Genomic DNA, 12422 nt, shown 5'->3' with positions numbered 1-12422 from the left:
ATAATAAACGTATGCATAACCATGACCTTCAATCAGAGAGTTTGTACACAATCACACGAATCGCCGAACGGAAGGGGAGAGCATATGGTTATTTATGAAACGGACCAAGCTTATATCATGACGACGCAGCATGACCATGCCCATATTTCAGGTGAGTTGGCTTTACAATGGGAAGAGAGTGCCTTCAAGAATAGACGTCATAAGCAGGATTTTGTATATGCAGCAAGGGAGCATGATCGGGGTTGGATACAGTTAGACGCTGCTCCTTTCTGGAATGATCATATGTCAGCACCTTATACATTTATTGATTTTCCACTCAGTCCACGTTTTGTTTTCTATCGTCTTGGGATTGATGAAGTCGAACAAGGAAACACGTATGCTGCGTTGCTGTGTAGCTTGATGTACAAGGAGCTAGTCGGGCGGACCGAGCATCAAAATGCTCAGGACAAGCAGATTACGCATGCTTATCAGGAAGCGGAGGAACAGCGTCGTCTGAGGCTCAAACAGGAGCTGGCATGTGGCGTAACCTTCGACCATCAAGTGCGGACGGATGTACGGAGAATGTTGTTTTGCGACGAATTGAGTCTGTTTTTGTGCAGTCGAGAGCCGGGTACGCCTACAGTAGAATATGAATGGTTTGCTGAAGGTTTGAGCTTCCCGGCTGTTCGTCATGAAAGCGGGCGAGTTTGGGCCGAGTGGCTATCGGATCAGACTGTAGGGCTCTCCTTTTTTCCTTTCAAGGGCAAGGTAGGGATTACTCATACCTTTAAAAAGGTGGACAAGGAGAAAATTCGTACCTTCGGTCTCCTAGAGGCTTACCGTTCTTCCGAATGGACGCATCGAACCTTTACCGTTGAACATATCATGGAAGTAGAAGAACATAAGGAGAATGCTTGACCGTCTACGGATACAGCCTCGAACAATAATTTGTTTGTAGAGGCAGAGAAAAGCCTCCCTGAACCATGATTCAGAGAGGCTCGCTTTTTTCTAGCTTTAACATTTTACGATTTTGCAGAGGTTTTCGCACGATTGACAATAGTCTGTACCTTATTCAATACCTTATCGCGTGCCCCTTTATTTTTCATCAGATACGTCACACCCATTCCCAATGCTGCTACCACCCATTTCTTATTCTTCATAAAGTACGCCTCCTTATGATCATGTTGTCATACCCAAATGCTTAAAAGCATCCAAAATGTGAAAAGATGAACGGGATTTTACGATTTAGTGATTCCTTGCACTCGTTCCGCATAACTATGATTTACCCTTCTCCATCACATCTTACCCGTTCCTTCGCCAATGAAACGATTACGACTGTCTTTTCATGTTTAATGGATATTATCAAATATCCCGCCACAATGGCTTCAGACGCACATGACAGGGAGGTCTTTGTTATGAGAAAGAAGGAAGTGGTTGCCATGCTGCTCGCCGGCGGACAAGGCAAAAGACTCAAAGGACTTACCCGTACACTAGCCAAACCGGCAGTATTTTTTGGGGGAACTTACCGCATTATTGATTTCCCTCTCAGCAATTGCACTCATTCTGGTATAGACACCGTAGGCGTATTGACCCAATACGAGCCGTTGGTGCTTCATTCCTATATCGGCGTAGGCAGCGACTGGGATTTGGATCGTCTGGATGGAGGAGTGTTCGTTTTACCTCCGCACGAGAAAGAAGATGGAAACAACTGGTACAGGGGCACGGCGGATGCAATTTATCGAAACCTGCATTTCTTGGATCAGTATGACCCGGAGCATGTACTCATTCTGTCAGGGGATCACATTTATAAAATGGACTACAGTCGAATGCTCCACTATCACAAGGAGAAGGAAGCAGACTGCACCATTTCTGTTATCAATGTCACGATTCAGGAAGCTAAACGATTTGGAATCCTGAACGCTGACGATGATCTGAAAATATATGACTTTGAGGAGAAGCCTGAACAGCCGAAAAGTACATTGGCCTCCATGGGTATTTATTTGTTCAAATGGGAGGTGTTGCGTCGCTATTTACTGGAAAGCGCAAGCGATTCTGAATCCTCACATGATTTTGGCAAGGATATCATTCCATTGTTGCTTCAGCATGGCCGGTCGCTGTATGCGTACCCGTTTGCTGGGTACTGGAAGGATGTAGGTACCATTCAGAGCTTGTGGGAGTCCAACATGGATCTTCTGGTTCAGGATCCGCCTTTGGATCTGAACGATCCTTTCTGGCGCATCTATACTCGCAGCCCCAATCAACCGGCCCAGTATATAACCCAACGGGCGATCCTCAAAAACAGCATTGTAAATGAAGGTTGCATGGTGGATGGAGAAGTAAGGCATTCTGTACTATTTTATGGGGTCGAAGTAGGTGAAGGGAGCGTCATTACCGATTCTGTCATCATGCCGAACGTAAAAATTGGGCGCAATGTACGTATTCACCGGGCTATCGTGAATGAGAACATCGTTATTGAAGACAACGCGTTTATTGGACCTGAAGATAGTTCTGATGAGATTATTTTGTTCGATCAGGAAAGCCAGCTTCATGCACGAATTTAACCCGGATAAGGACGGTGTCTGCTATGAGTCGACTCATTGGAGTTATCAACCTGGATCACGAACTGGATCAGTTGAAGGAGTTGACCTATTTCCGGTGCGGGGCCGCAGTCCCCTTTGCTAGTCGATATCGGCTCATTGATTTTACCTTATCCAATATGATGCATGCAGGGGTGCATGATATTGCACTGTTTATCCGCCGCAAATACCGTTCGCTGCTGGATCATCTGGGCGAAGGTCGGCCTTGGGATTTAGACCGCAGACGGGGCGGGTTGTTTATTTTGCCACCGGACTGGAATGATCCGACGGATGCATCGCGTGGAGATTTGCAGCATGTGCACAACAATCTGGATTTTTTTCATCGCTCATCGGGGCAAACCATTATTCACGCAGGAACTCAGCATGTCAATAAGGTGGATATCGAGGATGTATACCGTTATCATCAGGAGAAAAATGCAGATGTTACCCTTGTATATAAACCCATAGACCAGCTAGAATCTGAGCATGATCCTTGTGCACGACTGGAGATTGATGAGAACGGACGAGTGACGGGTATTCATCAGGAGCAGGATCATCATAACATTTATTTGGAAATGTTTGTGATGGACAAAGACTTGTATCTGGATCAGGTGAAGCATTGCATTGCCCATCAGGATAATCATTTCTTTCGTGATGCCATCCAGAAAAACCCAAGTGGACTGCGTATTTATGCGTATCATTATGAAGGTTATCATGCGGTTATTAATTCTATTGAGAGCTACTATAAAAATAGCATGAAGCTGTTGGATCAGCAGCAGTATCAAGCCCTGTTTCAGAATCAGCCGGTACACACCAAAATCAAGTATGAAGCCCCGACCCGCTATACGCACAGCGCCGAGGTGGATCATTCACTTGTTGCCAATGGCTGCACCATTGGAGGCAAGGTCGAGAATAGTATTCTTTTCCGTGGAGTGCGGGTGGAGGAGGGCGCGCGGGTAAGCAACTCGATTATTATGCAAAAATGTGTCATCCGTAAAGGGGCAGTTGTGGAGAATGTGGTTTTAGATAAAGATGTACAGCTTTCACCAGATCGAACTCTGATTGGAGACATTAGAGTTCCCTATGTCATTGCCAAGAATAGCGTAATTTAAAGGATATACTTAGCCATTAAAACGGAAATAACAGGAGGTACAACTTTGTTCAGCAATAAAGAAGCATTTAAGCAGGCTTTTCGAGAGCAACTGGTCGGAAGGCTGGGCAAACCGATGCAGGAGGCTCAGTCGGAAGACGTATATAAGGTTTTGGGTGGCATGATTCGTGAACAAGTCGGCAAGAATTGGGCAGAAACGAACCAAGCCTATAAAGAAGGACAAGAGAAGCAGATTTATTATTTTTCCCTGGAATTTTTGATAGGTCGTCTACTGGGCAGTAATCTGCTGAATTTGGGCGTACTGGATATGGTTCGGCAGGCATTGGGTGAACTGGGCTGGGATCTGGAGGAAATTGAAGAACAGGAGGCGGACGCGGGGCTAGGCAATGGGGGTCTCGGCCGTCTGGCGGCTTGCTTCATGGACTCGCTGGCATCCCTTGGCTATGCAGGACATGGGTGCGGCATCCGGTATAAATATGGTCTGTTTGAACAGCGTATTGTGGACGGCAATCAGGTTGAACTGCCGGATTACTGGCTACAGAAAGGGAATGTCTGGGAGGAACGTCGTCCTGATAAAAAGGTCGAGGTTCATTTTTGGGGAAGAGTGGAAACCCACGAACAGGAGGGACGTCTTGTATTCGAGACAAAGGATGCTGAAACGGTCTGGGCTGTCCCTTACGATATTCCGCTGGTAGGCTATGGTCATACACAGGTGAATACGCTGCGGATTTGGAGTGCGGAATCAGCGCTTGATCCCGTTCGAGGACCGATTCGAGGCGAGGGCGGTTATTACCGCTTTCTCGACTACAATCGATCGGTGGAATCTATCTCCGCATTTCTATATCCGGACGACTCCAATTATGAGGGAAAGCTGCTTCGCTTGAAGCAGCAGTATTTCCTGTGCTCGGCCGGATTACAAAGTATTTTGCGTACGTTTGAGAAGCTTCGTTTACCTTATAGCCATTTGCCCGATAAAATAGCACTGCACATTAACGATACACATCCGACCCTAGTTATTCCGGAACTGATGCGTATTCTGATGGACGTGAAGGGCTTGGGCTGGGACGAAGCATGGGATATTACGACGCGAACCGTTTCATATACGAATCATACGATATTAAGTGAGGCGTTGGAACAATGGCCTGTTAATATGGTACGGGAGCTGCTTCCTCGTATTTCTTTAATCATTGAAGAAATTAACAAACGTTATTGCGCTATGCTACTGGAGCATTACCCAGGCCAGGACATCAAAATTGGTGAAATGGCGATTATTCACGGTGAACAAATCCGTATGGCCCACTTGGCAATCGTCGGCAGCTACAGCGTTAATGGGGTGGCTGCGCTGCATACGCAAATATTAAAGGAACGAGAGATGAAGTCGTTTCACGAGCTGTACCCTGACCGTTTTAACAATAAAACAAACGGGATTGCCCATCGCCGCTGGCTGATGCACGCCAACCCGGAGCTGGCAAGCTTGTACGATGAGACGATCGGCACACGCTGGAGGACCCGTCCAAGGGAGCTCATCGACCTGCTTCGTTACAGTGGGGACGAGACGTTCAAAGAACGGATACAGGCGATTAAGCGAAATAATAAAGTCAGGCTTGCTGAGTATGTTTTTGCAAAACAGGGCGTGCGATTGGATACGTCCTCCATTTTTGATGTACAGGTCAAACGGTTGCATGGTTATAAGCGACAGCTGCTCAATATTTTGCATGTGATGCATCTATACAACCAGCTTAAAAGTAATCCGGGCCTGGATGTGACGCCACGCACATTTATTTTTGGAGCCAAAGCCGCACCCGGTTATTTTCTCGCCAAACAGACGATCAAGCTCATTAATAACGTGGCGGACACGATCAATCGAGATGTGGAAGTCAAGGACAAGCTGAAAGTCGTTTTCCTTGAAAATTATTCGGTCTCACTGGCGGAGCTGATTATTCCTGCGGCGGATGTCAGTGAGCAGATTTCCACGGCAGGCAAAGAAGCTTCAGGCACAGGCAATATGAAATTTATGATGAACGGTGCGCTCACAATAGGTACATTGGACGGAGCCAATGTTGAAATGCATGAAATGGTAGGCGATTCCAACATGTTCATTTTTGGATTGAAGGTGGATCAGATCGAGGCATATTACCGGGACGGCCAGTATTCGGCGCGCAAAACAGCCAACAGTGACGAAAGACTGCGTGAAGTGCTGGATCAACTTGTGAACGATGCTCCTTTTACGCGGCATGAACGGGAATTTGAGGCCATTTATCAATCCCTGATTGATCATAATGATGAATACTTTGTGCTCAAGGACTTCGCAGCCTATGTGGATACGCAGGTTCATATTGAACAGGTGTATCGGAATCCCTCGGAGTGGACTCGGCGTGCTATTGTCAATATGGCACACTCCGGTAAATTTTCTAGTGATTGTACGATTCAGCAATACGCGGCTGAGATTTGGGACATTGTACCTCTCCAGAACGATGTCTACAAGCGAATTCTGTCCTAAAACGGCGAAACAGGCGGAATAGCATTGCTTTTCGAACGCTGAGGGTTATAATGACAGTATAGACATAAGTAAGGATGGGAGCTGTAAATACTCATTCCTGAAATTGAATTGTACTGTTGAAGGAGTCCTCCTATTGATAAAGCTCAATCCGAAAAGGCTCAAACCTCATAAATCGAAGAAGAACTATAATATGTTTCAAAATATAGGGCGTGCGATTCGGCTGAATTTCATCAAGCTGTTGCGCGCCCCTGGAGGAGTTAAAAAGATCTCCTTGGGCTTCGCCATTGGCTTTGCGCTGGAGATGATTGTGATTTCCACGGCTTCTCTGGTATACCTTGTTTTTTATCCGATTGTTCGTCTGTCTGGCGGCTCGCTGCCTGCGGCCATTGTGGGTAACGTTGTAGGTAAGCTGACCTTTTTGCCAATTGTACTAATGCCATTCGCCAAGCAAGTGGGGGCTTGGATTTATCCATCTCATTATCCGGTACATGTCAGGGGCGGACGACTTCACGAGCATTCTTTTATGGAGCTGTTTCACGGCAACTGGTCTGTATTCAGAGACTTGTTGCACGGAGGCTTGCACATCCTGATCGGCATGTCGATTTTCGGTGTGGTGCTGGGCATTATCTCGTATTTTGTCATTCAGGTTCTGTATAATCGTTCGCTGCACAAACGGTTGGAGAAGCGGAAGTTGCGTCATGGGGCAGCATTTTCGGCGGCCAGACTGCTGAAGAATGGATAACTATGTATAAGAAAGAAGCTCTTCGAGCCTATTCATTAGGTCTGAAGGGCTTCTTTGAGTTGGGGCAAGAAAAAGCCTATGATCTCTATAAGACCCATACGCTTTTGGCATATATTGTAACAGGATTGGCTTCATTTGCTCGAATCGTTTACAATACGTGTGCATACAACACTGGACGACAGGTTAATGTACATACAAGGAGTGATGAAGTTGCGGAAGATATGGCAAATCTACTTAACAGACTGGAGAAATGTATTCAAAGTATCGACCGGGACTTTATTAGTCATTGGCATCATTCTTTTGCCTTCCGTCTATGCATGGGTGAATTTGAAAGCGATGTGGGATCCATATGCGAATACATCTGGAATTAAAATTGCAGTTACCAGCCAAGATCAGGGTGCAGAAGTGAATGGTAAGAAGATTAATATCGGCGATGAGGTTTTGCATAACCTTCAAAATAACAAGAAGCTGGGTTGGACTTTTGTCAATGAAGCGGAAGCACGGAAAGGTGTGTTGGATGGTGATTATTATGCCAGCCTGCTGATCCCGAAAGACTTTTCAGAGAAAATTACGAGTGTGCTGACGGAAAATCCGCAAAAGCCGGAAATTGATTACGCCGTAAATGAAAAAATTAATGCAGTAGCTCCGAAAATTACATCTTCGGGGGCAACCTCTCTGACGAACCAGATTAGCCAAAACTTTATTGAAACTGCTAGCCAGGCGGTATTGACGAAGTTGAAGGAAGCTGGAGTAAAGTTGGAGGAGGAACTCCCGACAATTCGTAACATTGAAAACCGGGTGTTGGAGCTAAATAATCGACTACCGGATATCGATAGGTTGGGCAAACAGGCCTTGGAGCTGGAGCAAAATTTGCCGAAAATTAAGGCGCAGGGACAAAAGATTATCGCATTGAAGGAGAAAATTCCTGAAATTAACCGCGCCGGTGACCTGGTGCTCAAAATTGACAAAAACATGCCTGAGCTGGACAAGGTAGCCGCTGTTATTTTAGATATCCAAAAAAGACTACCTGATATTCAAAAGGCTGGTGATCGAATTGTTGAACTGGATCAAAATTTTAGCAAGGTAGAAAGCGCACTGACCACCGCCCTAGAGGACATGCAAACGGCTCTTAAAGTTATTAATGCTGCCCAGAAGGCACTGCCAGAAGTACAGCAGATAGCGGACACAGGCAAGGACTTTACAAACGGTTTACTTGAATTTCTGGACAAAAATGAGGGTGCGCTTGATTCGATAGGTACAGTAGTTAAAGAAGATTTACAACTGGTACAACAAATTGCGAATGAGGTTTCTCAGATTACAGACATCATTCGTGGTGTGGATTTTGATCCTAAAGCAGCACAAGCTGCGGTGAATCGTGTCAGCGGTAGGCTGACAACTGCCGTGGGGGTGCTGGATCATATATCTCAATTGCTGAACCGTGTGAACGGATATTTGCCAAGTCAACCTCTGGATTCACTTATTTCCCGTGTGAGCGGGGTGGAGGATCGTTTCCGCCGTCTGAATAGCACAGTAACTAGTATCGGGAATGCCATCCAGCGCGGTGAAAAGCCTGCGCAAAATCTGCTGGATGACACTGATCGCCTTGCTGGAGAAATCAGTAGCGGAATTGACAGCATTTTGGGCAATTATGATACGGAGTATGCACCCGCCATTCAAAAGGCGCTAGATCAGATCAAATCCGTAGCCCGCAATTCTGCCAATGTGCTGACTACAACTCAAGAGCAGCTACCGAATATTGAAAAGCTATTAAATGACGCACAGGCTGCAGCAGAATTCGGCCAGCAAGAGCTAACACGTCTCCAGCAGGATCTGCCACAATACCGTCAGAAACTGCATGAAGCGGCGACAACGATTCAGGGACGTATGGGCGAGTTTACGAATGCTGTGAACAAAGCAGCAGACTTCGTAAATAACGATTTGCCGATGGTTAAAAGTAAAATTCATCAGGCGGCAGATTTTGTGCGTAATGATTTGCCCAAAGCGGAACAACAGTTTGTCAAAATGGCTGACTTAATTGAAAATAAATTTCCTGAAGTGGAAAAAGCGGTGCACCAAGTAGCCAATTTTGTAAGGACCGATCTTCCAGCTGCCGAGGATTCCATACGTCAGGCTGCAGACACCATTCGCAAGCTTAAGGGCGAAAATGCACTCGGACGCGCTATTGCATTGCTCAAGGGGGATGTGAAAAAGGAAAGTGAGTTTCTCGGCAGTCCGGTATCGTTGAAGCAGGAACGGATATATCCAATCCCTAACTATGGTTCTGCGATGTCACCTTTTTACACTACATTGTCGATTTGGGTAGGTGCGATGCTACTGGTATCAATGTTCAGGGTAGATGTGGATGACCCGGAAGGACAATTTAAAAGCTACCAAGTGTATTTCGGACGGCTGATGACATTCTCCACAATTGGTATTTTTCAGGCGCTGAGCGTATCTCTCGGTGACTTGTTCCTGCTCGGGGCGTATGTGGATGCCAAAGTAGCCTTTGTACTATCCTCTATGCTGATCAGTCTGGTGTTTACGGCGATGACCTATACACTAGTTTCTGTGTTCGGCAATATCGGCAAGGGACTGGCGGTCATCCTGCTGGTGCTTCAATTCTCCAGTTCAGGAGGGACGTTTCCGATTGCGACGAGTACACCATTCTTTCAGGCGCTGAATCCATTTGTACCATTTACCTATGCGGTTAGTCTGTTACGAGAGACAGTAGGAGGGATGTTGGCTTCAACGGTGATACGGGATGTGGTGATGCTGTTTGTATTTATCGGTGTTTGCTTCCTGTTTGGATTGGTGTTGAAGAAGCCGCTCAGCAAGCATACGAAAAAAATGGCTGAGCGAGCGAAAGAAACGAAATTAATTCCTTGATTGTTAAATAGAGAGTGAGTTACGGTGGATAAACGCGCTCCGCGAAGGATTTGATCTTACGATCGCTGTTGCCACGGGATTCTTTGGATTAGATAGACATGAAAAGGTAAGAATCCCGTGGCAAAGGCGAACGCGCCGCTTCTCCAGATTCAAATCCTCCGCTCTGCTGGCATCCGCCGTAAAGTCACCTTCTTTTAATATTCGGCGGGTAGTACGGGGAGGTGGCCTCCGCATGTTATGCTTCGGCATGGTGCGGAGGCCTTTTTGCATGCGCTCTCCAAACTTTAAATTGCATTTGGGGGTGTTTCAATGCGGTTTGTTCTGGTGAATAAACGGAGTATGGTCTTTTTTGGCATGTAATTTTGCGGAATTTTAAAATCCTTAAGCAAAGGCGGGAGGTAGTATGGAGTATTCATACTTAGGAAAGTCAGGCTTAAAGGTGAGTCGGTTATGTCTGGGGACGATGAATTTCGGACCAGAAACCGAAGAAAAGGATGCGTTTAAAATTATGGATGCCGCACTGGATGCGGGCATTAACTTTTTTGATACGGCTAATGTATATGGCCATGACCGTAAAGGTTGGACAGAGGAAATTATCGGACGTTGGTTCCAGCAGGGCGGCGGAAGACGCGAGAAGGTCGTGTTGGCAACGAAGGTATACGGAGATATGAAAAATGAACATGACGGACCCAATGCAGGATCAGGCTTGTCTGCTTACAAAATTCGCCGCCATTTGGATGCGTCTCTGAAACGTCTGCAGACCGACCATGTAGAGCTATACCAAATGCATCACATTGACCGAAACGTGTCATGGGATGAGCTGTGGGGCGTATTCGAGTCCGTGGTGGATCGGGGACAAGTTGGTTATATCGGTTCCAGTAATTTTGCGGGCTGGCACATTGCGGTGGCGCAGGCCGAAGCGAAGGCACGGCGTTTTTTGGGGCTTGTATCCGAGCAGCATTTGTACAACTTGAACGAACGTTCCGCCGAGCTTGAAGTATTACCGGCAGCTCAGGAGCTGGGGCTGGGTGTGATCCCATGGAGCCCGTTGGCGGGCGGACTGCTGGGACGGAATGCGTTAGCTGGTACAGGTTCCCGCAGCGCACGCGCCAAGGAAAAGGTGGAGCAGAATCGTATGAAGCTGGAGCAATTTGCAGCATTGTCCCGCGAGCTGGGTGAAAAGGAAGACGTGATTGCACTGGCTTGGGTACTTTCCCATCCGGCTGTAACGGCTCCAATTATCGGACCACGGACCTTAGAACAGTTAGAGGATGCTCTACGGGTACCTGAGGTCAAATTGAGCGAAGATGTGCTTGCCAAGCTGAATGAGATTTTCCCGGGTCCGGGAAAACCTGCGCCAGAAGCCTACGCTTGGTAATAATACTTTGTGCTCGTCATAAAGTATCATTCTTTGTGAGAAATAATCGCCAAAAAAGTAGCAGATCGGGAATAGTCTCCTTGATCTGCTGTTTTTATACTAGTGTCCTATCCTAAATCGTGGTTGGCAAAACGGCTATAGTCAAGGGTTCATATTAAAGATAATCGAAAAAGCTAACAACTATTCACCAATCTTTCGTACTATTCGTACATACTCCCGGGGGAGAAAGGGAATGCTTATTAGAACAGGTTCAGCAAAATTGGCTGATCGGAATTTGTAACTTTCATTTGCTGATAACTTTTGGTTGCTCTTAACTGCTTTTTCATGAATATTATATTCAAGTCTCCAGCCCACGACAAGCAACAGGATAAAGAGACTGGTGCAGATCATCACTTTGCGCATCAACATGTGAACCACTCCTTTGTATGAATATTCTCCATTTATACTAGGTGCTATACGCAAAAGGATTTACCTTTACAATCTCCCCGGTAAACTATATAATTAAAGCTAATTGTATATTGGTTTACCCGGAGGAGCCTGCCAACAGCGGGCTCTTTTTGTGTTTTTTTCGTAAATTGGAAACAGGAGGCAGAGAAAATGATGGCGGAGATGAACAATGAGAGCATTATGGTGTGTGTCCATTATGGTCCGCACGGACAGCGGTTAATTCAAAGAGGCAGCGAGTTGTCCCGGTTACTCGGGGCTCCTTTATATGTGCTTACAGTGGATGCAACCACAGATCATGAATACAACCAAAACAAGGAACAATACCTCTCGGGATGGGAAGAGCAGACTAAAGATGCTGGAGGAGCGTTTCTGATTCGTAAATGCAATGGGAAAAAGACAGCTGAGGTGATTGTGGAGACAGCCCAGGAAAAAAAGGTTACTCAAATCATCATCGGCCAGTCCAGTCAAACGCTATGGCAAGAGATTACCCGTGGTAATTTTGTCAACGATTTGATTGAACAACTGGGTCCTATTGATCTTCATATTGTGGCTGTACAGCGTTATCCCGAGCTTTTAGAGCACTCACATGAGAAGGGATTTTCCGCTTATTTGGTGAAGCAGGATGGAAGTTATGTACTGAGTGAAGAGCCTGGTGGAGAAGATACGATCAAAGGGATATTTTTTCGTGAGCTGGATACTGATTTCAACAGCGGTCTATTCAAAATCGTTAGAAATGGCGAAGCCCAGTATTTGAGAATTCTACAAAGTGAATGGGTAAAGCCGCATTCCTAGAAGTTCATATA

General features: G+C 46.2%; 10 protein-coding genes. 8 read left to right on the top strand and 2 right to left on the bottom strand.

What is annotated here, in order from left to right; all coding sequences use genetic code 11:
• Positions 1–84 precede the first annotated feature (84 nt).
• Positions 85–897 carry a DUF3891 family protein gene (locus G9G53_RS10255; protein ID WP_069010222.1) on the top strand — a complete coding sequence of 271 codons (813 nt, stop codon included), beginning with the start codon at positions 85–87 and terminating at the stop codon, positions 895–897.
• Between the two features lie 104 nt (positions 898–1001).
• On the opposite strand, the gene G9G53_RS10250 is transcribed toward G9G53_RS10255, so the two are convergent.
• Positions 1002–1139, bottom strand: a complete 138-nt coding sequence (locus G9G53_RS10250) for a hypothetical protein (RefSeq protein ID WP_023988334.1) — start codon at positions 1137–1139, stop codon at positions 1002–1004.
• Positions 1140–1394: 255 nt separating this feature from the next.
• Between G9G53_RS10250 and G9G53_RS10245 the strand changes: the two genes are divergently transcribed.
• The 6 genes from G9G53_RS10245 to G9G53_RS10220 all read left to right on the top strand — a co-directional run bounded on the left by G9G53_RS10245 (position 1395) and on the right by G9G53_RS10220 (position 11172).
• The gene (locus G9G53_RS10245; protein ID WP_029519096.1) at positions 1395–2540 is read left to right on the top strand and encodes a glucose-1-phosphate adenylyltransferase; all 1146 of its coding nucleotides are present in this window, start codon (positions 1395–1397) and stop codon (positions 2538–2540) included.
• A gap of 23 nt (positions 2541–2563) precedes the next feature.
• Positions 2564–3667: a glucose-1-phosphate adenylyltransferase subunit GlgD gene (glgD, locus tag G9G53_RS10240; RefSeq protein WP_165147348.1), complete on the top strand. Its 1104-nt coding sequence runs from the start codon at positions 2564–2566 to the stop codon at positions 3665–3667.
• A 45-nt stretch (positions 3668–3712) separates the two neighbouring features.
• On the top strand, positions 3713–6166 hold the full coding sequence (locus tag G9G53_RS10235; RefSeq protein ID WP_165147345.1) for a glycogen/starch/alpha-glucan phosphorylase: 2454 nt from the start codon (positions 3713–3715) through the stop codon (positions 6164–6166).
• Positions 6167–6356: 190 nt separating this feature from the next.
• A complete protein-coding gene (locus tag G9G53_RS10230) occupies positions 6357–6908 on the top strand; it encodes a DUF2062 domain-containing protein (protein ID WP_049817076.1) in 552 nt (183 codons plus the stop codon).
• 210 nt (positions 6909–7118) lie between these two features.
• A complete protein-coding gene (locus G9G53_RS10225; protein ID WP_165147342.1) occupies positions 7119–9794 on the top strand; it encodes a YhgE/Pip domain-containing protein in 2676 nt (891 codons plus the stop codon).
• Between the two features lie 403 nt (positions 9795–10197).
• Positions 10198–11172 (top strand): aldo/keto reductase, encoded by a 975-nt coding sequence (locus G9G53_RS10220; RefSeq protein WP_165147339.1) that lies wholly within the window; start codon positions 10198–10200, stop codon positions 11170–11172.
• A 180-nt stretch (positions 11173–11352) separates the two neighbouring features.
• Here G9G53_RS10220 and G9G53_RS10215 read toward each other — a convergent pair whose 3' ends face one another.
• A complete protein-coding gene (locus tag G9G53_RS10215) occupies positions 11353–11580 on the bottom strand; it encodes a hypothetical protein (protein WP_165147336.1) in 228 nt (75 codons plus the stop codon).
• 189 nt (positions 11581–11769) lie between these two features.
• Between G9G53_RS10215 and G9G53_RS10210 the strand changes: the two genes are divergently transcribed.
• Positions 11770–12411: a universal stress protein gene (locus G9G53_RS10210; protein WP_165147333.1), complete on the top strand. Its 642-nt coding sequence runs from the start codon at positions 11770–11772 to the stop codon at positions 12409–12411.
• Positions 12412–12422 lie beyond the last annotated feature (11 nt).

This window comes from Paenibacillus sp. EKM206P (assembly GCF_011066155.1).
GTDB classification, from domain to species: Bacteria; Bacillota; Bacilli; order Paenibacillales; family Paenibacillaceae; genus Paenibacillus; species Paenibacillus polymyxa_D.
Note: the sequence above shows the minus strand (reverse complement) of the source record. Positions and strands in the feature narration are given on the sequence as shown.